General features: G+C 69.2%; 21 protein-coding genes. 10 read left to right on the forward strand and 11 right to left on the reverse strand.

Annotation, left to right across the window (positions count from 1 at the left end; all coding sequences use genetic code 11):
* Window positions 1-44: 44 nt before the first annotated feature.
* Entirely contained in the window at window positions 45-1,298 is a 1,254-nt protein-coding gene (locus ABD355_RS37610) for a 3-deoxy-7-phosphoheptulonate synthase (RefSeq protein WP_344405545.1), read from the reverse strand.
* A gap of 122 nt (window positions 1,299-1,420) precedes the next feature.
* A complete protein-coding gene (locus tag ABD355_RS37615; RefSeq protein ID WP_344405546.1) occupies window positions 1,421-1,978 on the reverse strand; it encodes a 4'-phosphopantetheinyl transferase superfamily protein in 558 nt (185 codons plus the stop codon).
* Between the two features lie 528 nt (window positions 1,979-2,506).
* On the opposite strand from ABD355_RS37615, the gene ABD355_RS37620 reads away from it, so the two are divergent.
* Window positions 2,507-3,010 carry a hypothetical protein gene (locus ABD355_RS37620; protein ID WP_344405548.1) on the forward strand — a complete coding sequence of 168 codons (504 nt, stop codon included), beginning with the start codon at window positions 2,507-2,509 and terminating at the stop codon, window positions 3,008-3,010.
* Here the strand turns inward: ABD355_RS37620 and ABD355_RS37625 are convergent.
* Both ABD355_RS37625 and ABD355_RS37630 read right to left on the reverse strand, forming a co-directional pair.
* Window positions 2,987-3,520: an RNA polymerase sigma factor gene (locus tag ABD355_RS37625; RefSeq protein WP_344405549.1), complete on the reverse strand. Its 534-nt coding sequence runs from the start codon at window positions 3,518-3,520 to the stop codon at window positions 2,987-2,989. The two genes, ABD355_RS37620 and ABD355_RS37625, sit on opposite strands and share 24 nt — an antisense overlap.
* Window positions 3,521-3,858: 338 nt before the next feature.
* A complete protein-coding gene (locus ABD355_RS37630; protein WP_344405550.1) occupies window positions 3,859-5,430 on the reverse strand; it encodes a carboxylesterase/lipase family protein in 1,572 nt (523 codons plus the stop codon).
* 248 nt (window positions 5,431-5,678) lie between these two features.
* On the opposite strand from ABD355_RS37630, the gene ABD355_RS37635 reads away from it, so the two are divergent.
* Together ABD355_RS37635 and ABD355_RS37640 are read left to right on the forward strand one after the other, a co-directional pair.
* Complete coding sequence (locus ABD355_RS37635) at window positions 5,679-6,248, forward strand: RNA polymerase sigma factor (RefSeq protein ID WP_344405551.1); 570 nt, start codon at window positions 5,679-5,681, stop codon at window positions 6,246-6,248.
* Entirely contained in the window at window positions 6,245-6,751 is a 507-nt protein-coding gene (locus tag ABD355_RS37640; protein ID WP_344405553.1) for a hypothetical protein, read from the forward strand. The genes ABD355_RS37635 and ABD355_RS37640 overlap by 4 nt, the downstream gene beginning before the upstream one ends.
* Before the next feature lie 650 nt (window positions 6,752-7,401).
* Here ABD355_RS37640 and ABD355_RS37645 read toward each other — a convergent pair.
* Genes ABD355_RS37645 through ABD355_RS37660 form a run of 4 tightly spaced genes read right to left on the reverse strand, consistent with a single transcriptional unit; the run spans window position 7,402 to window position 10,539 of the window.
* Window positions 7,402-7,818, reverse strand: coding sequence for a nuclear transport factor 2 family protein (locus tag ABD355_RS37645; protein WP_132888612.1), 417 nt, complete (start codon window positions 7,816-7,818; stop codon window positions 7,402-7,404).
* A gap of 57 nt (window positions 7,819-7,875) precedes the next feature.
* On the reverse strand, window positions 7,876-9,123 hold the full coding sequence (locus ABD355_RS37650) for an epoxide hydrolase family protein (RefSeq protein ID WP_344405554.1): 1,248 nt from the start codon (window positions 9,121-9,123) through the stop codon (window positions 7,876-7,878).
* Window positions 9,120-9,773 (reverse strand): DsbA family protein, encoded by a 654-nt coding sequence (locus tag ABD355_RS37655; protein WP_132888611.1) that lies wholly within the window; start codon window positions 9,771-9,773, stop codon window positions 9,120-9,122. Before ABD355_RS37655 ends, ABD355_RS37650 begins: the two co-directional genes overlap by 4 nt.
* Window positions 9,774-9,792: 19 nt before the next feature.
* Complete coding sequence (locus tag ABD355_RS37660) at window positions 9,793-10,539, reverse strand: NAD(P)H-dependent oxidoreductase (RefSeq protein ID WP_132888610.1); 747 nt, start codon at window positions 10,537-10,539, stop codon at window positions 9,793-9,795.
* Window positions 10,540-10,583: 44 nt separating this feature from the next.
* Between ABD355_RS37660 and ABD355_RS37665 the strand changes: the two genes are divergently transcribed.
* On the forward strand, window positions 10,584-11,111 hold the full coding sequence (locus tag ABD355_RS37665) for a MarR family winged helix-turn-helix transcriptional regulator (protein WP_344405555.1): 528 nt from the start codon (window positions 10,584-10,586) through the stop codon (window positions 11,109-11,111).
* A 211-nt stretch (window positions 11,112-11,322) separates the two neighbouring features.
* Here the strand turns inward: ABD355_RS37665 and ABD355_RS37670 are convergent, their stop codons facing one another.
* The gene (locus ABD355_RS37670) at window positions 11,323-12,111 is read right to left on the reverse strand and encodes an MmyB family transcriptional regulator (RefSeq protein ID WP_165939343.1); all 789 of its coding nucleotides are present in this window, start codon (window positions 12,109-12,111) and stop codon (window positions 11,323-11,325) included.
* Between the two features lie 306 nt (window positions 12,112-12,417).
* Here ABD355_RS37670 and ABD355_RS37675 point away from each other — a divergent pair, with 306 nt between their 5' ends.
* The 4 genes from ABD355_RS37675 (at window position 12,418) to ABD355_RS37690 (ending at window position 16,849) form a co-directional block, all read left to right on the forward strand.
* Entirely contained in the window at window positions 12,418-13,401 is a 984-nt protein-coding gene (locus ABD355_RS37675; RefSeq protein WP_132888607.1) for an aldo/keto reductase, read from the forward strand.
* Window positions 13,402-13,767: 366 nt separating this feature from the next.
* Entirely contained in the window at window positions 13,768-14,520 is a 753-nt protein-coding gene (locus ABD355_RS37680) for a thrombospondin type 3 repeat-containing protein (RefSeq protein WP_344405556.1), read from the forward strand.
* The gene (locus ABD355_RS37685) at window positions 14,517-15,524 is read left to right on the forward strand and encodes a zinc-binding dehydrogenase (RefSeq protein ID WP_344405558.1); all 1,008 of its coding nucleotides are present in this window, start codon (window positions 14,517-14,519) and stop codon (window positions 15,522-15,524) included. Before ABD355_RS37680 ends, ABD355_RS37685 begins: the two co-directional genes overlap by 4 nt.
* 50 nt (window positions 15,525-15,574) lie before the next feature.
* Entirely contained in the window at window positions 15,575-16,849 is a 1,275-nt protein-coding gene (locus ABD355_RS37690; RefSeq protein WP_344405559.1) for a ferric reductase-like transmembrane domain-containing protein, read from the forward strand.
* A gap of 217 nt (window positions 16,850-17,066) precedes the next feature.
* Here the strand turns inward: ABD355_RS37690 and ABD355_RS37695 are convergent, their stop codons facing one another.
* Together ABD355_RS37695 and ABD355_RS37700 are read right to left on the reverse strand one after the other, a co-directional pair.
* Window positions 17,067-17,918 (reverse strand): NAD-dependent epimerase/dehydratase family protein, encoded by an 852-nt coding sequence (locus ABD355_RS37695; protein ID WP_344405560.1) that lies wholly within the window; start codon window positions 17,916-17,918, stop codon window positions 17,067-17,069.
* A 487-nt stretch (window positions 17,919-18,405) separates the two neighbouring features.
* Window positions 18,406-19,179 (reverse strand): SDR family NAD(P)-dependent oxidoreductase, encoded by a 774-nt coding sequence (locus ABD355_RS37700; RefSeq protein WP_132891149.1) that lies wholly within the window; start codon window positions 19,177-19,179, stop codon window positions 18,406-18,408.
* A 196-nt stretch (window positions 19,180-19,375) separates the two neighbouring features.
* Between ABD355_RS37700 and ABD355_RS37705 the strand changes: the two genes are divergently transcribed.
* Window positions 19,376-20,245 (forward strand): MmyB family transcriptional regulator, encoded by an 870-nt coding sequence (locus tag ABD355_RS37705; RefSeq protein WP_132891150.1) that lies wholly within the window; start codon window positions 19,376-19,378, stop codon window positions 20,243-20,245.
* 378 nt (window positions 20,246-20,623) lie between these two features.
* Entirely contained in the window at window positions 20,624-21,841 is a 1,218-nt protein-coding gene (locus ABD355_RS37710; RefSeq protein ID WP_165939465.1) for an alcohol dehydrogenase catalytic domain-containing protein, read from the forward strand.
* Window positions 21,842-22,119: the final 278 nt, after the last annotated feature.

The following is a 22,119-nucleotide window of genomic DNA, read 5'->3' on the forward strand; positions in this document are numbered from 1 at the left end:
CTCGGAAGTCGGCTACGGGGCCCTGCCCGCCCGCCAAGGGGTGCTCAGCTGCCGGCGGCGCACAGCTGTGCGGTCAGTTCGGCGATCTCGGCGGTCTGGGAGCCGTTGAGACGTGGGTCGCAGGCCGTCTCGTAGCGGCGGGGCAGGTCCTCCTCGGCGATGCCGGCGACACCGCCGACGCACTCGGTGACCGGCGCCGGGGTGGCCTCCAGGTGGAGACCGCCGGGCCGTCCGCCGACCGAGCGGACCGCCTCGAAGAAACCGCGGATCTCCTCGGCCACCACCGCCACGTCCCGGGTCTTGTGCCCGCTGCCGCTCACGTACGTGTTGCCGTGCACCGGGTCGCAGAGCCACACCACGGGGTGGCCCAGCCGCGCCACCTCCGCCACCAGCGGCGGCAGTGCCTCGCGCACCCGCTCCGCTCCCATCCGGGAGATCAACAGGAGCCGTCCCGGCTCCCGGTCCGGGTCGAGTGCTGAGCACAGCGCGGCCAGGTCCTTAGGGCCGGTGGACGGACCGATCTTCACGCCGACCGGGTTGACGACGCCGGAAAGGAAGCGGACGTGCGCCCCGTCGGAGTCGCAGGTGCGCGCGCCGATCCAGGGCAGGTGGGTCGAGGTCAGGCAGAGGACACCGGTCACGGGATCGCGCCGGACCTGGGGCTCCTCGTAGTCGAGCACCAGCGCCTCGTGGCTGGTCCACACGGCGGGCGCCGCGTCCGCCGGGACACCCGGCATCGCCATGCCCGACTCGGCGAGTTCCCGCAGCAGGGCCAGCACCTCACGCGCGTGCGCATGGCCGCGCAGCAGCCGCATCGCGTCGGGAACCCGGGCTTTGGGGTCCGGCCCCGGGGCGTTCACCAGATGCCCCCGGTACGAGGGCAGGACCAGGCCGCCGACCCGCTCGGTCGGCGAGGAACGGGGCTTGGCGTACTGGCCCGCCAGCCGGCCGATGGGGATCACCGGTTGGCCCAGAGCGGCGCCGATGGTGTCGGCCGTGCCATGCATCAGGTCGACCCGGGCCGCGATGGCGGCGAAGGTGGGGCCGTCGAACGTCTCGGCGCAGTCGCCCAGTTGCACCACGAAGGCGTCCCCGTGTGCGGCCGCGGCCAGCGAGCGGCGCAGATCGAGGATCTCGTGCGGGCGTACGAGCGGTGCGGTGCCGGCCAGCCGGGCGCGGACCCGGCGCAGCAGTGCCGTGTCGGGCCACTCGGGCTGCTGCGCGGCCGGGCGGTGGCGCCAGTCGGACGGTGTCCAGTCCGGCAGTCTGTGCGATGCAAGTACAGCGGGTGAGGGCACGGCGAATCGACCTCCGTCGTCAAGTGAGGGAAAGTTCGGCTGAGTTCGGGCCAGTCAGATGGGGCGGTACGGAAGCGGGGAGCGGACGAAGGCCGGCGGCCGGCGCTCCACCGCGCGGGCCGTCAGCCGGAGAGAAGCGCCCAGCACAGCACACCGCCCTGCGGCAGGTGCCGTACGCTCACGCGCACACAGGGCTCCGGGTGTCCCGTGGCCACGACAAGGAATCCGGTGCCGTCCGGTGTGAGCCGTAGATCCCGCAGTCCGCGCAGGTCGGCGCCGATGAGCGGACTGAGGGCCTTGAAGGCGGCTTCCTTGGCGGAGTAGAGGGTGAGCAGACGCGACGCCGCGGTCCGGGGCGGGCCGAGCAGCGGCCGCTCGGGCTCCCGCAGCACCAAGTGAGCGGCCGGCACCGGCAGTTCCCCCAGTTCGAGGTCGACGCCGAGGGCCGGGAAGCGGTCCGCGGGTCCTGCGACGGCGACCGCGACCCCGCGGGAGTGACTGATCGAGGCCGAGAGCCCCTCGGGCAGCCGGGGCCGGGGGCCGTCGCACAGCACGGCACCGACGCTCGTCCCGGCCGCGCGCACGGCACGGTGCAGCGCGCTGCGCCCGATGAGGAAGTCGGCTCGGCGCTGTTGCGGCATCGTCCGCGCCAACTGCCGTTCCTCTTCGGCCACGGCCACCGGCGGCCCCTCATGGACCGAGGCGGCCGCGAAGCCCATCCCCGGAATACGCGGCCCAGTGCTGGAGAATACGCGGGGAAGAATCTGGAGCGTCCCACTGAATTGCACGATGCTCGTTTCCCTGTCCTTGGGTGATGGCTCTCGAAAGGACCGGCGCCCGGGTACCGGCGAATGTCCGGACAATGACCATGCCCGTTTCGCCGGTGGCCTCCGGATCACTCAGCGGAGTGGCCAGGTGTGCATTTCCGAGCCCCCCAGCGGCCTCATCCGCGTACCGGCCCGCATTCCGGGGGCACGCAGCACGAACGCCGGCATCACGCCGACGCGATCCTCCCTGCGGCTCCGGCAGTCGCATCCCGACCTCTCAGGTACAAAGAGGCGGCGCAGCGCCGATGCACTCCCCGCGGGGTGAATCTCTTACCCGACGACCATCCGGTTCGACGGCGCAGTCGCATTTTTGCCGGGCCTTGACCGTGCAGGGCGGGCGGTGCAATTCTCCCTGACATACGCGGCAGAGGGAGCGAAGCAATGACCGGTTCGGTGAACAGCGGCTGGCCGACAGCCGAACTCGATGCCGTACGCCGACTGCAGGTCATCGCGTCCACCGCGAAGCATCCGACCTACGCCGAGCGCCGTTTCGATGTGCCCCTCGAACAGCTGTGGCCCGTCGCCTCCGATCTCGAGAACGAACTCCCTCTCATGGTCAGCGGATTGCGCTCCTTCACCGTCACACCGTCCTCCGGCGAGCGGTTGTCCGGGCAGGCGGTCGGCTTGCTCGGCTACAAGGAGCGGTTCGACGTCGTTCTGCGCCCCGGCTGGTGTCTGATGCAGGGCCAGGTGCTGACCAGCGGCATGGCGGCGGTGGCGGACGGCGACGGATGCCGCTTCGCCTTCTTCACCAGCCTGCGCCTGCCCGCCGGCGAGCTCCTCGGCCGGATGCGCGCACCGTGGTCCGCGCGTCGGGCCGAGGAACTGCTCGACCGCCTGGGTGAGCGGGTTGCGGCCAGGTCAGCCCCAGGCCGAGCGGAATGACCGCCTGGCGCGGAACAACCGGGACCTGACCGTCCCGACGGGTATCTCCAGCAGTGCGGAGACCTCCTGCTCGCTCAGCCCCTCCACATGACGGAGCATCAGCACAGCCCGATGCTCGGGCGCCAGGCGCTGCAGCGCGTCAGCGATGTCGGAGGCCAGGTGGAGGTCTCCGAAGGACGGCGCCTCCTCCCATTCCATGGGCACCGTCGACTGCCGGCGGCGTCGGCCGGTGAACTTCAGTGCCTCACGCACCGCGATCGCCCGCGCCCAGCCGAACAGGGCGGCCGGCTCCTTGAGCTGGCGGATGCTGCGGAAGACCGCGATGAGCGCCTCCTGCGTCGCGTCCGCGCCGTCCTGGAGTGCGACAGGCCCGCAGATCCGACCGACGTACGGGGCGAGGATGCCCAGCAGTTCGTCCATCGCCAGGGCGTCGCCGCGCTGGGCCCCCTCGACCAGACGGGCCAGCAGCTCGGGATCGTGCAGCGTGCGCGATTCCCTGCCCCCCGTCACCGCATCCTCGCTTCCGGCACCGGCGCACACGCAAGGGGAGGGGAGTTGGGAAAACTACGGGAAAAGCCACTCCCCCACTGCGACGAACCGCACCGGACCTTCCCGTATTGACACCGCTTCCCATTGCAATCGCAGAATCCGGATTTCCCTGAAAAGCACAGAACCATGTGCAACACCCCCGTCGATGGCGAATTAAAATTCACACGCACACCGTCGGCAACCCTAGCACCGGGCACATGAAAGACACAGGCATCCTGGAGGCCGGAGAGCGCACAGCCCGGCCAACTCGCGAGTAACCGGAGAACGTTACCGGCGAACACACCTGCGCAGCGCCTCCGTCACAGAGGCACGGGATCCTGGCTATCGGCAGACTCAAGACCCAAAACCTTGAATCCCGTTCTTTCCCAGAGTCGGCGGGACGGCCGCAGAGGATCCTCGGCCAGCGTGTCAATCCGGTCGTATATCCTCGTCGGTCTGCCGCCCGTGCCATAGGCGGGCCAGCCCGGATCCCCGGTCTCGGCGAACCGCACCCAGGCCGCGCGCATCCGGCGGGACAGCTCCGTCGCCTCCGTCGACGGCCCGGGCCCCAGCATCCGCCGGGCCGTCGGCGCGTCCAGGGTGCCGAGGACGAGCGGTACGTCGAGGCCGTGGCAGGCGCCGAGCCGGCCGCCGAACACCGGCGCGGGCCAGCCCAGTTCGTAGGCGAAGGCCCGTCCGCCCGCGGCGACCTGCGCCTCCAGCAGGAGCAGTGTCGGCACCCGGCACAGCCAGTCGGAGCACACCCGCTCATACAGTTCCTCCGCGCCGAGCCCGGGACAGGCGTCCCGGTAGGCGCGCTCGCCGCCCGCCGCGGCGCCGAAGACCTCCAGAGCCCACCCGGCGCGCTGCTCGTCCACCCTGCCGAACTCGCCCCGCTTGGCCATGAACAGCCGGTACTCGTCGCGATTCCACCCCAGCAGCAGGTCGATTCCGCGGGCGGCACCGCGCTCGACCGCCTCCCACGGGACACAGGCCGGCATCACACCGTCGACGACCGGGGAGAACACGGTCTCCGCATGGGCCAGGGTGCCCCAGCGGTCCGCCCGCTTCTCCCGGTCGGCGAACACCTCCTCGGCCGCCCGCACCAGCGCCGCGGGGTCCGAGGTGCGCAGCGCTTCCGCCGTGGCGGGCCGGCCCAGCCGCGCGGCCACGGCTGACGCGACATCGGCGGCGAGGGACGGGGTGACGTATGAGCCGGGCACGCTCTGCGCCACGGCTCGACACAGCAGGCCGGTCGCCGCGTCGCCGGCCAGCAGCGCCGCTATCGACCCGGCTCCGGCCGACTCTCCGAAGGCCGTGACCCGCGCCGGGTCGCCCCCGAACGCGGCGATGTTCTCCTGGACCCAGCGCAGCGCGGCGATCTGGTCGAGCAGGCCCCGGTTGGCGGGGGCTCCGGCGATGTGCCCGAACCCCTCCATGCCGACGCGGTAGTTGAAGGTCACCACGACGACTCCCCCGGCGGCCAGCACAGAACCGTCGTACACGGGGTCGCCGGCGTGCCCGAAGACATAGGCGCCGCCGTGGAACCACACCATGACCGGCAGTCCGGCCGCGCCGGGGTCCGGCGACCACACATTGACGGTCAGGCAGTCGGGGGCCGGATCCGCGCTGTCCGCGGCCGGGCCCATCGGGTTCATCCGGTCGTACTGCGGCACCGCCGGACCGAACTCCGTCGCCTGACGTACGCCGTCCCATGCCTCGGGCTGCTCGGGCGCGGCGAATCGCAGGGCGCCGAACGGCGGTCTCGCGAACGGGATGCCGCGGAAGGCGGCCACCCGTGTGCAGCCTCCCAGCGGTCCGTCAACAGGCTCCATCCGGCCGGACACCCGACCCCGCTCGGTACGCGCCTTGACGCGCGAATCCCTCGGCACCTGCCCGTCCTCCTCCCACGCTCGGGTGCCGTGGCGGCCCGGTACAGGCCGCCACGGCGGGCATCTCCGACGTTCGGATAGAGGCGTGTGACAGCCCATGCACTCCCCCACCGCCCGCATCAGTTCACGCCGTTTCACGAAATGCGGGAGTGCCTGGCCTCTGCCGCTCCTCCTCTCCACCGAAGCTCCCACACCGATGTGGTCTTGGTGCCGCTGGAGCATCGCCGAGCAAGGGAGGAGAACAGCAGATGAACACGGCTCGAGCGGGCACCCTGCGACAACAGGACCCGGCTCCCCCGCAGGTCGCCCAGGAGGACCCGTGGGCTGCGGCAGCCCCCCTTGTCCGGACTGCCCAGTCCGGTGACGCGATGGCACTCAACGACCTGCTGGGCCTGCTCACCCCGTATGTCAGCAGGCTGTGCCGGCCGATCGCCCTCAACAACAGCGCCGACGCCGTGCAGGAGGCGCTGATCGCCGTTTTCCAGGGGCTGCCCCGGCTGCAGGATCCACGCGCCCTGTACGCATGGGTGCGCACGATCACCGTACGCGAGGCGGTGCGCGTGGCCCGCAGAGCGGAGCGTGAGACACCGGTGTGCGAGTTCGACGACCTCGCCTGGCCGCGCAGCCCCGAACTCGCCGTGGACATACGGGACGTTCTGCGGCGTATGTCCACCGAACACCGCGCCGTCCTGGTTCTGCGGGAACTGGAGGGCCTGGACGAACGGTCGGCGAGTGAAATCCTCAACATCTCCTCGGGCACGATGAAGTCCCGTCTGCACCGGGCCCGACACAGCTTCCGAAAGGCGTGGCCGCGATGAACTCCAACTGGCCGACGGCCGAACTCGACCCCGTCCGGCGTCTGCGCGTCCTGGCGGGGGGACTGCACGCCGTCATGTACGCGGACGCCCACCTGGACCTGCCGATCACGGAGGTCTGGGCTGTCGCCAGCGACCTGGAGCACGAACTGCCCCATCTGGTCCCGACGCTGCGCGCGTTCCGCTGTTATCCGACCTCCGAGGACCGGCAGCTGGCCTGGGCGTACGGCCCCTTGGGGCACACCGCCCGCTTCGACGTCCTGCTGCAGACCGGGTGGTGTCTCATGCAGAGCCGCTATGTGGTGGGCGGCATGGCGGCCGTCCCGGAAGGCTCCGGAACCCGGTTCGCGGTGCTCGGCGGTCTGCGCCAACCCTGGTCCACGCCCTTCCAGCGAGCACTGCGCCCGCTGGGCCGCTCCCGGGGCCTGACGATGGTGGACCGCGCCGCCCGCCGCGCCCTCGTCCGCCGCGGCCGGAGCCCGGTCGAGGCGCACGGTGACCGATGACAGGCCCGCCGGGCCTTCACCCCGGACGCCCGGCCACGGGGCGTCCGGGGCACACAACGGTGTGCCGGTGGACGAGCTCACCGTGCGTGGGCCAGTGCCGCGCAGGACGAATGACGACAGGTGACGACCCGTCAGTTCGTCCAGCCGGCATCCGGCCGCGGGTACGCCAACGGGCCGACCCGAAATCGGGTCGGCCCGCCCGACCTGCATCTGCGCCTAGTCCGCCAGGTCCCCGCAGATACGTGGCTTATACATTGAAGCGGAACTCCACCATAAGGCTCTGACCTGCGAAAATGCACGCGTATCCAGCACCTGTCCAGCACGGGCACCGAGACAAGACGCTAGAAGACCCACGATTACCAAATTCTAGGCGGCCCAGGCCACATCCGCCTCGAGCCAGCGACAGTACGTCGCTTCAACCTTGAGTCAGCGTCCTGACCCATGCCAGGTGGCTTGGTCCCTGAATTCATCCGCAGAGGCTCCCCCGCCGGAAACGCGCGAGGGGACCGCGTGCGGTGCGCAGATCGCTGAGCCTCTGTTGTTCGTCAGCCGCTGCTGGTGGCGGTCGGGAGGCGGCCGAGTTCGCGGCCCTTCATTCGATAGGACTCGCCTTTGAGGGAGTGGACCTCAGCGTGGCGGAAGGCTTCGACCTATGCGACAGGTACGCGCAGCATGCGGCGTGCGAACAGCCACTCACCGTCGATCTGCACCAGTTCGTCTTCGTAGTCGCCGTAGACCTCGATGCGGGTCTGGCCGCCGGAGACGTCGAGTCTGTAGCCGTAGCAGTAACCGGTGGCGGTTGTCCCGTCGCCGTCGACCAGGAGGTTCACCGTCCAGTGCCGAGTCGACCCTTTGCGCAGCTCGTTGTCCTTCCTGGCGAATTCGGCGATCGCGTCGCGTCCGTGCACTTCGAGCGTGGGCTCGGTCTCGTCGCCCATGAACATTTGCCAGCGGCCGTCGGGGGTGAAGAGCTGGGCCCAGCCCGAGGGGTCGTGGTAGTCGATGCGGCGGACGTAGGTGCTGTAGAGCTGGTCGATGTTGAGCCGGTCCTCGACGGTGAGCGCCATCGTTGACGTCCTTTCTGTGGTTCCCGAACAACGGGATCTGCCGGAGTGGAGGTGCTGCTAGCGGAGTTCGAACGCGCGGACGCCCGCGCGGACGTCGGCGAGGAAGAGGTCGGGCACTTCGAGGGAAGGCATGTGGCCGCCGCGGGGGGCGCGGGCGTAGTGGCGCAGGTTGGCGAAGCGGATCCGCGCGAGCCGCTCCGAGGGGGCGTAGACGTCGCTCGGGTAGGCGGTGTAGGCCGTCGGTGCGGTAATAGCGACGTCCTGGGCCGCGGCACCGAAGGTGGTGCCGAAGCTCTCCCAGTACAGACGCGCCGAGGAGACAGCTGTGGCGTTGAGCCAGTAGACCATCACGTTGTCGAGCAGGACGTCGCGGGAGAACGCGGCTTCCGGGTTGCCGCCGTCGGCGTCGGACCAGGCGGAGAACTTCTCGATGATCCAGGCGCACTGGGCAGCAGGCGAGTCGGCCAGTCCGTATCCGAGGGTCTGTGGGCGGGTCGATTGCTGTACGGCGTAGCCGGTGCCCTGTGCGCCCAGTCGCCCGAACCTTTCGAGTTCGGCGAGTTCATCGGCTGTGGGTTGCCCGGTGTCGCCGCGAGGCGGCAGCGCGAAGTTCAAGGTCACCCCGGCGATGCGGTCACCGTGGCGGACGGCCAGTTGGGTGGAGACCGCCGCGCCCCAGTCGCCGCCGAGCGCGACGAACCGGTCGTAGCCGAGCCTGGTCATCAGCTCGGCCCAGGCATCGGCGATGCGCTCGACCCCCCAGCCCGTGCCGGTGGGCTTCGAGCCGAAGCCGTAGCCGGGAAGCGAGGGAATGACGACGTGGAAGGCGTCGGCGGCGTCGGCGCCGTGGGCGACTGGATCTGTGAGCGGTCCGACGAGGTCGACGAAGTCGAGAACCGAGGTCGGCCACCCGTGAGTGAGCACGAGCGGTACGGCGTTCGCGTGCGGCGAGCGGACGTGGATGAAGTGGATGTCGAGTCCGTCGATCGTCGTCACGAACTGCGTCACGGCGTTCAGGCGCCGGGCGACGCGTTGCATGTCGTAGTCGTGCTGCCAGTACCCACACACCTCCCGCAGGTAGGAGAGCGGCACGCCTTGGGACCAGTCGTCGACGGTCTCGGCGTCCGGCCACCGGGTGCGGGCCAGGCGGTCACGCAGGTCGGCCACCTGGTCGTCGGTGATCTCGACACGGAAGGGGACAATCTCCGGCCCGGCCGGGGTCGCGTCGGGTCGCGGTACAGCGCACACACCGTCGACGCACACGGCGCCGGTCGCCTCGCCCATGGATTCGAAAGGCGCGCTCATGCCGGCCTCCCGCTCATGGAAGTGGCCCGCTCCAGCGCCGAGAGGAACAGTTCGGGCGACTGTGCCCCCGACACCGCCAGCCGACCGTCCAGGACGTAGAACGGGACGCCGGTGATCCCGTAGGCGGCGGCTTGGGCCTGATCGGCGTGGACCTCGGGCAGGTAGGTCTCCTCGCGCAGCGCCGCCAGCACCTCGTCGCGATCGAGTCCGACCTCGGCGGCGAGCCCGGCGATCACCTCGGGGTCGTTGAGGTTGCGTCCCTGCTCGAAGTAGGCGCTGAGCAGTCGCTCCTTGAGCTCGCCCTGCAGGTCGTGCGCCTTGGCCAGGCGCAGGGCCTGGTGGGCGAGCACGGTGTTGGCGGGGCGCAGCGCGTCGTAGTCGAACGCCAGTCCCTCGCCGGCGGCGACGTCGGTGACCTGGTTCAGCATCTGCTGCGCCTGTTCGACGGGGATGTGCTTGTACTCGGCGAGGAAATCGGCCTGGGTCCCGGGGTAGTCGGCCGGGGTGTCCGGTGCGAGTTCGAAGGAGTGGTACTCGATCTCGACCCGGCCGTCGAAACGGGCGATGGCCTGTTCGAGCCGGCGCTTGCCGATGTAGCACCAGGGGCAGGCGATGTCGGACCACACGTCGATCTTCACGACGTCGCTCATGATGGTTGCCTTCTTCCGGTCAGCGGGATGGATTCGTCCGCGCGCCGGACCGCAGGCGGTCCAGGACTGCGGTGACGTGGGACGCGGCCGACGTCTCGGCCTCGGCGAGCTGCTCCTTCGCCTGCTCGCGCAGGAACGCCATCGCCGGGTTCTGGTCGGCCGATGTGAGCTCGGCCCGGGCGAAGGACAGCTCGAGCCCCCACGCGTCGCCCAGCAGACGGGTGAGGTACGGCGTGACGAAATCCCATCCCTCGCGCGGCGTACCGGGGTCGTATCCACCGCCTCTGGACTCGACGACGATCGCCTGCCGACCGGCCAGGAACGTGCCGTCGGATGCGGCGGGACGTGCGTCGAGGCAGATCAGGTCGATCCACTGCTTCAGACCCTGCGGCACGCCCCAGTTGTAGATCGGAGCTCCGATCACGATCGCGTCCGCGGCGAGCAGCTCTCCCACCAGCTCGTCCACGAGTGCGGCCGCCCGCGCCTGCTCAGGAGTGCGCTGCTCGGGCGGGAGATGCGAGCCGGGGACGCCGGCGTGCCACAGCGGCGGCAGCGGAGCACTGCCGACGTCGCGGCGCGTGACCGTGCCGTCCGGATGCTGCTGACGCCACTGCTGTTCGACGGCATCGCCGAGCTGGCGGCTTACCGATCCTTCCGACCGGATGCTCGCGTCGACCCGCAACAGATTCATGGTGTTGCCCTTCTTCGTTCCAGCGGTACGCAACAACAATACGTTGTTTTTCAGATCAGTTGTCAAGGCGACCATCTGCAGAGACGCATTCTTGACCAGGATCTGGTACGCTCGCGGCCATGGACGCACCCCAGGCCACACAGACGGAACGGGCTCCGTTCGGGATCTCACTGGCCGTGGTCCAGCACGCGTTCCTGCACGCGTCCGAAGCCGCCTTCACCGACCTGCCGGGCGGGTCGCGCGGTTATCTGGTGCTCGGGGTCTGCTCGCACCAGGCGCCACCCACCCAGGCGGCGTGCGCCTATCAACTGGGCATCGACCGCACCGTGTTCACGTACCTCGTCGACGACCTCGAACGTGAGAAGTTGGTCGAGCGCACCCCCGACCCGAACGATCGGCGCGCTCGACGGATCGCCATCACGGCCAAGGGGGCGCGCATGCTCGACAAGATCAACGATCGGCTGGCGCAGAGCGAGCAGCACACGTTGCGCGGGTTGAGCGCAGCGGAGCAGGAGACCCTGCAAGATCTGCTGTGGCGGGCCGCCGCCGCGACCACACCCGACGCGTCCACCTCGGCCGAGCTCGCGAAACAACTCGGTCGGGCCAACGGAACACGGGAGCGACGAGCGCGCCGCGCCACGAGCTGAGCCGCGACCTCGACACGACTGGGCGCCTCCCGCTACCGGGCCGCGCTCGGCGTCGGACGGAGGGGGTGCCGGAGGGTCATGCGTTCAGCAGATCGGCGACCTTCTCAGCGAGCGCCTCGCTCAAGGCGGGGTTCTGCCCGGGGACGACGCTGCCGTCTGCGCGTGGCGCGGTCGGTTTCGGTTGAAGACCGCCCGGCTCCTTCGCGCGAGCTCAGAGCGCGAGATAGACCACGACGCGTAGCCGCTGGACGTCCAGGGTCTGCATCTTGACGTGGCGGTAGCGCTGAGCGCTTCCGTCCGGCTGGAGGAAGGTGATGACGCCGGGCGCGTACTCCTGCACGTGGAACTTCTGCCACAGGTGCGCCGCGTTCTCGTCCTCAAGGATCATCGACGCGACCTCATCGGCTCGGGGGTCGTACCTGCGGTTGTGGTGGTACGAGGTGCGGAACTGGCCGACGACGCTCCGCGCCTCCCGTTCCCATTCGACATTGCGTCGCCGGTACTCCGGCCACCGCAGCAACAGCCAGAGAAAATTCCGGTGCTGCGCGGGCAGGTCCGCGAGGTTCATCGTCAAAGCCGTGTAGGCGTCGTTCCAGGCGAGGAAGTCCCAGTTCTCGTCGAGGATGAATGCGGGGTTCGGCATCATCGTGTGCACCAGCGCCAAGAGCTCGACGGACGCCACGGGACGCTGTAGCGGGCGGCGCTCGGGAGGCGTTGACGCATCGGCAAAGGACAGCAGGTAGCGCCGCTCGTTGTCGGCGAGCTGAAGCGCTCCCGCCAGGGCGGACAGTACGGCCGTGGTCGGGCGTGCCCGTGCCTGCTCCAGCCACGTGTACCAGCCGACGCTCACGCCGGCCAGGGCCGCTACCTCCGAGCGTCGCAGCCCCTTGGTACGGCGGCCCTCGCCTCGCGGCAGACCGACCTGCTCAGGGGAGACCTGCGCACGGCGCGAGCGCAGGAACGCCGCCAGTTCCTGCGCTGAACTGGATGGGTCGGGCACAGCACCGATCGTAAGGGCAGTTCATCGGCCCGCTCGCTCGCGGCGGGGAGCAACGGCTGTTCCACACCTCGGACAGCCGCTGTGCGGGGGCGTCCGGTCGGCGTCCTGTGATGGTGATGCGGCACCAACGGGATGTTGATGAAGCTGCACCGCCTGCTGTGCGAGGTCCCATGCTCAGGCTCTCGAGGGCAAGAGCGTCCGAGGCTGTTGGTATGCACCACACCTGGCCCGCAGGGCGGCCCTAGATGTGGCCGTACGGTGGTCTGCGGTTTCGCCGTCGTGGCGGACACATGTGAGGAGCTTTTGATGCAGACAGTACGGCTGGGAGCCACTGGCCTGGAGATCAGCCGGATCGTGCTCGGGATGATGAGCTACGGCAGGCCGGCCAGCGGGTTGCACGAGTGGACCGTGGACATCGACGAAGCCCGCCCGCTCGTGCGTAGGGCCTTCGAGGCGGGGATCACGGCCTTCGACACCGCCAACGTCTACTCCGACGGCACCAGCGAAGAGATCACCGGCATTCTCCTGAAGGAGCTGGGAGCGCGCGAAGAGGTGCAGATCTTCACCAAGGTTCATGGCCGCATGCGTCCGGGGCGCAACGGCGCCGGGCTGTCCCGCGCCGCCATCATGACGGAGATCGACGCCTCTCTGACGCGGCTGGGAGTCGACTACGTGGATCTGTACCAGATTCACCGCTTCGATCCGCTCACCCCGGTCGAGGAGACGATGGAAGCGCTTCACGACGTCGTGAAGGCCGGGAAGGCCCGGTACATCGGCGCGTCGAGCATGTGGACGTGGCAGTTCGCGTTGATGCAGCACGCTGCGGAGCGGCAGCACCAGACGAAGTTCGTGTCCATGCAGGACCAGTACAACCTGCTGCAGCGGGAGGAGGAGCGCGAGATGCACCCGTTCGCGGCCGCGACCGGTGTCGGTGTCCTTCCATGGAGTCCGCTCGCCCGGGGCCGACTCGCTCGCCCGTGGGGTGCGCCCGGGTCCGGCACACGGCAGTCGACCGATGAGTTCGGCAAGGGGCTCTACCAGGGTCAGGAGGATGCGGACGAGCGGATCGTCTCAGCAGTTCAGGCACTCGCCGAGGAGCGGGGCGTGTCGATGGCTCAGGTGGCGTTGGCGTGGGTGCTGGCCAAGCCCGCCGTATCCGCACCGATCGTGGGAGCGACCCGGCAAGGCCACATCGACGATGCGATCGCCGCAGCCGGCCTTGAGCTGCGACCGGACGAGGTCGACCGGCTCGAGGCTGCCTACACCCCGCGACTCCCCCAGGGCTTCTGAAGCACGCCATACCTGGCCCCTCACACCGGCTCAGGCAGCCGGCCGCAGGGCAGGAACCGAACGGCTACCTGTGTGCGGCGGTACCACCTTCACTGCTCCAGGACGCGCCGGCATCGCCCAGCATGGACGCATGCTGATCCACGACTGCGAGGTCCTCACTCCTCCTCGCGCCGTACTGGCACACACCCGTGGTGCTGCACCCGCCGACGGCAGGAGCACCCCGGCCCGCCCAACCCAGATCACCGGGGTCTGCCGGCGTGAGGTCGCGCGGGGGGCGGGCGTCCAAGCTGACCATCACGCGCGCTTCGCAGCGGGGGCTGGGGCGTGAGTGTTAAGGAGCGCCGGCGTCGACGCCGAGTGATCGGGATGTGGGCGGTGATCTGCGCCGGACTCTTGATGGCCGGGTCGGTCTTCACCGTGGCGAAAACGATCTTGGCTCCTTCTCGTGGGAGTGCGGAGGCCGTCGCCGGTTCCGCTGCCGGGGGCACTCAGGGCGGCGGTCGCCCGCCGAGCGGAGAGACCGAGGAGGGAGGCGGTGGATCGACCTTTCCTCAGCAGGCCCTGAATGACCCATGGGGGCTGTCCGCCTTCCGGGGGAACTGCATGATGTGCCACTCGGTCGACCCGGACGAGAACGCGTTCGAGTTCAATGGCTTCGGTGAGGACTGGCGCGAGGACCTGTTCGAGACGATCGCGCCGGGATCCGACGACATCTTCGATCCGTCTCAGGAGCAGCGCGAGGCAGCCAGCACCTACGAGCCCCTGCTCGAGAAGGACAGCGACGGCGACGGGTACCCGAACGGAGTCGAGCTGATGTTCGGCAGCGATCCGGGCGACCCCGAGTCGTTCTCCACACAGTCCCAGGAACTGCTCAGCTCCTGGTTCGTCACCGTGCAAAGAGTCATCGACCGCAGGAACATCTCGCAGTACGAGGCGATGCCTGAAGCGGTCAGGGCTACCGCGGACCGTGACGGAGACGATGTCCCCGACCTGCTCGAACGTTTCGCCGGCACCGACCCGAGCAACGCTGACTCGACGCCGCTGACGGCTGCACGCCGTCTTGCCGCCTACCGGATCATCCTCAATGAGGCGGGCATGAACGTGGATGCCGCCTCATGACGGGCATGCGCGCAGCGGTGCTGGACGTGTTCGGCGCGCATGCACCGGCGGTCCGCGACGTCCTGCGGCCTGAGCCGGAGCCGGGTCGCGTGCTGATCCGTGTTCTGGCTGCCGGCCTGAACCCGATCGACAACGGCATCCGACTGGGCCGGTCGCCGTACGCGCAGCCGGCGCTTCCCGCGATCGTCGGAACCGATGTCGCCGGGATCGTGGAGGCAGTCGGCGACGGTGTGGACAGCTTCTCGCCCGGAGACCGCGTCTTCGGCCTCACCGGCGGTGTGCGGGGTGAGCAGGGTTCGCTCGCCCAGTTCCAGAGCGCCGACCCCGCGCTGCTCGCGCACGCACCCGACACTCTGCCGCTGCGCCAGGCGGCGGCACTGCCTCTGGTGACCCTCACGGCGTGGGAGGCATTGCAGGCAATCCAGGTCGGCGCCGGCAGCAGACTACTCATCCAGGCCGGCGCCGGGGGCGTGGGACACGTCGCCACTCAGATCGCCGTCGCGTCGGGAGCCGACGTCACCGCCACCGTCTCCCCCGGCAAAGCCGCGCTCGTGGAAGCGTGGGGGGCCACAGCCGTGGACTACACCCGGACGGACGTGATGACCCGGCTCCGCGACGCGAGCGAAGGAGGCTTCGATGCCGTGTTCGACACGGTGGGCGGTCCCGCACTGGAGCAGTCCTTCCTCCTCGCCAGGCAGCACGGTGACGTCGCCAGCTGCGCGGCCTTCGGCCGGCCGTGCCTACAGGAGGCGTCACTCCGGTTCCTCACCCTGCACCCGGTGTACGTGCTGCTTCCGCTGACATCCGGGCGACGTCGTGCCGCGCACGGCGCTTTCCTGCGACGCACGGCCGAGCTCGTCGACTCCGGACGGCTCAGGCCGGTCGTTGACGAGCGGAGATTCACACTCGACGACCTGCCCGCGGCCTACACCGCGGTGGGGGACGGCAGCGCTTACATCAAGATCGTCGTCGACATCGCCGCCGACCCGTCCCCTCTGCGATGACCAGGGCCTTCGGGCCGCGGCCCTCCCGCCCTTTCGATCCCAGGAATGTCATGACCGCGAGCACCCTCCGCGCCGCACGCCCCGACCGCCGGGAGCAGCTGGTCGACGCGATGACCGGCCGCGGCGCGCTGTTCACGCTCCTCATCGCCTCCTTCCTGCCGTTTCTCACCCCGTTGGCAGATCTCGACGCGCAGCGAGGAACGGCCCGGCAAGCAGGGCTCGTCGTCGGCTCACTGGCGCTAATGACCCTGTGGTGGCAGGTCATCCTCGGCGTGCGGCGGGTCTCACAGGTGCTGCGGATGGACCGGGCCACCGCTGTCCGCGTCCACGCCGCACTGGGCACGGCCGGGGTCCTTCTCGTCCTGTTGCATCCCCTGCTCATGGCGGGCACCCAGAACCGCCCCCTGGCATGGCTGTGGCAGCTCGACTTCCGCTACCCGCACAACACGTTCGTCACGTTCGGCAAGCTCGCCGCCGCGCTCTTCGCAGTGGTCTGGATCTCCAGCACCATCGCAAAACGCCTCATCCGGTACCGGTCCTGGCGGGCGATGCATCTGCTCACCTACCCACTCGCCGTCCTGGTGTTCGCCCACTCGTGGGGGGTGCGGACCCTGATCTCGGACTCCGTGTTCGTCAACGCCTACTGGTGGGTCCTGGCCGCTTCCCTCGCCGCGGCTATGGGGCTGCAGCTCATCCACCGGTTGCGGCCGGCCTCAGGACACGCGTCGACCATCGGCCACGACGGCGACGTCCGCATCGTCGAGGTGTCCGTCCCGCCACGCCTCCAGCCCGCTCCCGGGCAGTTCGTGTACGTGCGGAGCACACGGTTGGGGCGCGCTCATCCGTTCTCACCGATCGGCCGCGACGAACACGGGCGGATCCTCCTCGCCGTGGAACCCGTCGGCCCCTTCACCCGGGCGTTCGCGGTCTCTGCGCAACGCTGCTGGGTCGACGGCCCCTACGGCTCGTTCCTCGACGACGATGCCACGGTCCGCGTCTACATCGCAGGCGGCATCGGGGTGACGCCGTTCGTGGATCACCTCACGTCCAACGGGCGCTTGCACCTGTACCACCTGGCGCGCTCCGAGCGTGACCTCGCGTTCTCCCGACGGCTGAGTTCCACGTTGGGCCCGCGCTTCTACCACCCGGTCCTGAGCGGGCGCGGTGGGCGCATGCGCGCCGATGACATCCCGCGCCCCCTCCTGGACAGCGCGACGTTCTTCATCTGCGGTCGCCGCCGGTTCGTCACGGGATGGCGGGAACAGCTCAAGGATGTCGGCGTGGAGTCCGGCCGTATCCGGTCCGAAGTGTTCGAGTGGCCGTGAGACACCGCCGGCCGGCGGTGCGTGCCGGCTGATCCGCACGCTGCTGCTCACCGTCAGAGCTTGGACACAGGCTGCAGCGGCTGGCAGCTCGCCGCATCGGCCTGACACGGCCGGGACTCATTTCCTGGGCCCCGGTGAGGGTCTTCCCGTCGAGTGGCGACATACGAGCGCATGCGTTGCTGCGCCCGTTTTCAGGGGTCGGGCCCGCCGTCGGGGATCAGATACGGTCGAGCCAGCTGACCTGGGGAACATAGCCCAGCACTCGCCGTGCTTTGCCCGTGCTGAGCAGCGACGCGCGTCCCTCGAGACCGGACCAGCGTTCCACCGACGCCAGGCGGCCGGTGATCAGCTCGGAGGTGGGCCGTCGCATCACGGTGTCGGCGGCGGCGATGATGAAGGTGTCGGCGCCTTTGCGGTCCGACTCGACCGCGAGCCTGACGGCGCGCGCGCCGTCACGGGCGTCGATGTAGCCCCACAGGTTCCATGACCTCGTGTCAGGGTCGTCCTGCCAGGTCTCGAAACCCGGGTAGTCGGAGTCGTCCATCACGTTGGAAAACCGCAGACCGATGATGGAGAGGTCGGGCGTCCACCGCGCGAAATGCTCGGCCATCGTCTCCTCCAGCGCCTTGCCGAGGGAGTAGGAGGACTCCGGCCGAGCCGCGTACTCCTCGTCGACGGGAAGGTAGGGGGGCGCAGTCTCGAAAGGGATGCCGAGCACTGTTTCGCTCGACGCCCACACGATGGTGGTGATGCCTGCGAGCCGGGCCGCGGAGAACACGTTGTACGTGGAGGTGATGTTGTTGGTGAACAGCGCAGCGTTCGCGGCAAGGCCCGGGCCGGGGATCGCCGCGAGATGGACAACGGCGTCGATGCCGCGCGGGCGGGCGTCCACTCCGGTGAACGCTTCCACGACCTGTCCGTAGTCGGTCATGTCGATGACGGTGCTCTCGGCCGCGGTGTCCGGGAACCGGATCCGGTCGAGGGCGAAAACGACGTGACCGGCCCTTCGAAGGTCCTCGACCACGGCCCGCCCGAGCTTGCCCGCAGCACCGGTGACAGCAATGTGCATCGGAAAGCTCCTTTCACCTCCGCCTACGGCGGGCTCACTTCATGCGGCGTGGGCGGCAGCTGCTCGGCACAACGCGACACCGGCGTCGTGGTGGCTTTCAGGATGACGGCAGACGCCCGGCGAACCGGACCCAAAGTAGTACGGACACAACCACCTAGCCCCTTCTGCCTCGTGTGCAACGACGCAAAGGGAATCCCAGGTGTGCGGGTCAGCTCCAGCCGTCGGCAGTCGCGGAGGCGTCCGACACCGGCTCCGGCATCTGCTGCGACGAGAAGATCAGGGAGGGTGAGCACCACATCCCGACCCTCCCCTGCCGGGCCCGGCGCCTGGCCGACGTGATCCTCGCGATGCTTCGCGACGGCCCTTCTTGACAGCCGCCGACCCCCGTACTCCCGGCACCTGGCCCAAGGCCGACGGGGACGGGGGCTGGTCGGGCCGGCGCGCCCTGCAGGCTCTCGCGAGAGCCTGCAGGGCGCGCCCCGGGCGGTCAGCTGGCCTGGGCGGTCGGCATGACGGTCACCTGCTGCAGGTTGACGCGTGCGGGCAGGGACGCCACGAAGCCGACGGTCTGCGCGACGTCCTCGGGGGTGAGCCACTCGATGGTCTCCTTCGCGCCCGCCAGCCAGGCCAGAGCACCGTCGTCGGTGACGTGGCTCTGCAGCTCGGTGCCGACGATGCCGGGCTCAATCGCCGAGACACGCACATTCTTCGGGCCCAGTTCGACCCGCAGGTGCCGGGAGAGGTGGGTGACGTACGCCTTCGTCGCGGAGTAGACGGCGAAGTTCGGGTAGATGTTCTGCGCCGCGATCGACGAGGTGTTGATCAGGTCCGCGACACCGTGCTGCTCAGCGGCCTTCACCAGCTGAGGGGTGAAAGCGCCGATGGCATTCATCAGGCCGGTGATGTTGAGGTCGATCTGGTGCTGCCACTGCTCGCCGGCGCGTTCCTCGATCGGCGCGGGCAGCATGATGCCCGCGTTGTTGAACAGCAGGTCGGCGCCGCCGAACTCGGCCGCGACACGGTCAGCCGCCGCCTGGACCGCCGCCTGGTCGGTCACGTCCAGGGGCAGGGCGCCGGCCTGGCCGCCGTTCTCATTGATCCGGGCCACCAGCTGCTCCAGCCGGTCCGCGCGCCGGGCCAGGACGACGACGCGGGCGCCGAGCGCGGCCAGGTGCTCGGCCGACGCTGCGCCGATACCGCTGGAAGCGCCGGTGACGACCGCGACACGGCCGGACAGGGGGCGGGAGGTCTGCGTGGTCATGAGACACACCTTTCAACGAGATGAGGATCGAAGAGCCGAGGGTCTGTTCGCCATCGGCCCCTCCACCACAACACCACCCGCAGACGCCCCGCAGGACGCTGGAAAAGGCCCTGACCAGGCAGGTACCCCCAAGGAAGGTACTGGCGGTACCACCCAGCCCCGGCCATGGTCTCCCCCCGCCCGCCACACTGGGGACATGGACGACCGTAGGACCGAACTCGCCGATTTCCTGCGCACCCGCCGCGCCCGGGTCACCCCCGACCAGGCCGGGCTGCCCGACGACGGCCGGGCTCGCCGTGTACCGGGCCTGCGCCGCGACGAGGTCGCCCGACTGGCCGGCGTCAGTACCGAGTACTACACCCGCCTGGAACAGGGTCGGGCCCTCAACCCCTCCCCCGAGGTCGTCGAAGCCCTCGCCCGCACCCTGCGGCTGGATCCCTCCGAGCGCGAGCACCTCACCGACCTCCTGGCACGGCCCACACCAGCCCGCCGCGCTCCCACCAGCCCCCAGCGCGTGCGCCCCGGACTGCACCTGATGCTGCAGACCCTCGACCACGTGCCCGCGTTCATCCTCGGCCGGCGCACCGATGTCCTGGCCTCCAATCGCCTCGCCCGCGAGGTCCTCACCGACTTCGACGCCCTACCGGCCCCCCGCCGCAACCTGGCCCGCTACTACCTTCTGGACCCCGTCGCGCGCGAACGCGTCGGCAACTGGGCCCAGATCGCCGCCGAGACCGTCGCCATCCTCCGCCTGGAAGCCGGCCGTAACCCCCATGACCGCCAGCTCGCCGACCTCATCGGCGAACTCACCGTCAAGACACCGGAGTTCACCACCTGGTGGAACGACCACCAGGTACTGCGCCGGACCCACGGCGCCAAGCACTACCACCACCCCCTCGTCGGCGACCTGCACTTCTCCTACGAGTCCTTCCAAGTGCCCGGCGACACAGACCAGACCCTGTGCGTCTACAACGTCGAACCCGGCTCCCCGACCGCCCAGGCTCTGCGACTGCTCACCAGCTGGACAGCCCCCCAACCAACCGGAACGCCCGAACGAGACGCCTAGGAAACCAGGGCCTCGCATCCGTCTCCGGCATGGGGCGGACACCTTGCCACCGCGGCCGGGCCGGCCCATGGCACCTTTCCCCGGCCGGCGAGGTTGAGCGCCTCATGGGCGGGCGCCCGTTCGACAGCCACTACCGCAGTGGACAACGCCGCGTGCAGTCGCCGCCCTCTTCACCAAGGCTGTTCCGCCACAATTCCCTGCTGTGCGCCTTCGATGATGGCCGGCATCTCGACGCCAACGACGAGGTCGCCGTAGGCGAGATCTGGTGATACAGACCATGTTCAAGGTGGTCCTGCCAGTGTCACCTTGAGTCTCTTTATGGCGCCGTTCCGCAGATAGGCTCTTAAGCGAAACAGTCGAACGAACAAGGTGGACTTCGTGTCAGTTTCCAAGGCGCAGAGTTTCTCAGGTGTCGGCCGTCGCGATTTTATTTACGGAACCGCCGCAACAGCGGTGGCGGGAGGACTACTGACCGCCACTCCTTCGCGGGCAGATGCCGCCACACCGTCGGGTTCTCTCGGGCCGATGAATGTCGTCGGAATGGCCAACTTCGACACATCGGGCAGCTTTCGTCCTCACCGATTCCAGCGCAGGCCGGTACGTGCCGACGACGTACAGGTGCGCATCGACTTCTCCGGCGTGTGCCATTCGGACATACACACGGCTCACGGCGACTGGGGACCTCAGCACTACCCGCTGGTCACCGGGCACGAGATGGCCGGGGTGGTCACAGCGGTGGGGGCCGAGGTGAGCCGCTTCAAGGTCGGCGACCGGGTCGGCGTGGGAACGTACGTCGACTCGTGCCGCACCTGCGAGGAGTGCAGGGCCGGCAGGGAGCAGTACTGCATCAACAGCGCACTCTTCACCTACGGTAATCCGATACCGTCCTATGCAGACGCAGCGGACTATCCTGGTGGATATCCCAAGGGCGGATACTCCACCGGAATCGTCGTACGCGAGAACTATGTCTACCCGATCCCGAAGGAGATCGACCTCAAACACGCGGGCCCCATCATGTGCGCCGGTGTCACGGTCTGGTCTGCGCTCCGCAACTGGGACATCGCGCGCGGCTCCCGGGTCGGGATTCTCGGGGTGGGTGGACTCGGGCACCTGGCCATTCAGCTGGCCCACGCTCTCGGAGCCGAGGTCACCGGGTTTACCACGTCGGCCGAGAAGAAGAGTGACATCCGCCGGTTCGGTGCCGCCGACGTCGTGGTGAATTCCGACCCGGACCAGATGGCGAAGTACACGCGCCATTTCGATTTCATCCTGGACACCATTCCAGCCACCGTCCCCCTGGATCCCTATCTCAGTCTCCTCAAGCGAGGAGGCACTCTCTGCCGCGTCGGCATCGACAAGACGACGATCGCGAACGAGTTCGGGGCCTTCTCACTTACCAGCGCCCAGAACTCTCTGGCCGGCTCCAATGTCGGCAGCGTCCGCGAGACGCACGAGGTACTCCAGTTCGCAGCGCGATACGGCATCCGGCCCCAGGTGCAGGTGGTTCCCGCACGCCAGGTGGGTACTGTGTGGCCCAAGGTCGTCGACAAAGCGGCTCGCTACCGGTTCGTGCTGGACATGAGCGACCTGCGATGACCCGTTCCCGGCAGGCGCCTTGAGCAAGTTGGCTCAACGTACGCCACCGGTGACGACCTCGTCCCTTCGAGGATTTCAGACGGGCAGCGCCACGCTCGACCGGAGGCTCGTGCCTTCGGCAGTGCCAGTTTGACGGTCTGCTGGGTGAGCGTCAGTTCGCCTCCCCGCAGGCCGTCTGGCCGGTACGCATGCCCAACACCGGTAACGGCGCGGTCGGCCAGGATCGGCACCGCACGGTGAAGGCGCCTTCCGCGAGGACATCTTGAACCGAGAGCCGC

Origin of the sequence: Streptomyces longisporus (assembly GCF_039532765.1) — a bacterium.
Taxonomy (GTDB): Bacteria; Actinomycetota; Actinomycetes; order Streptomycetales; family Streptomycetaceae; genus Streptomyces; species Streptomyces longisporus.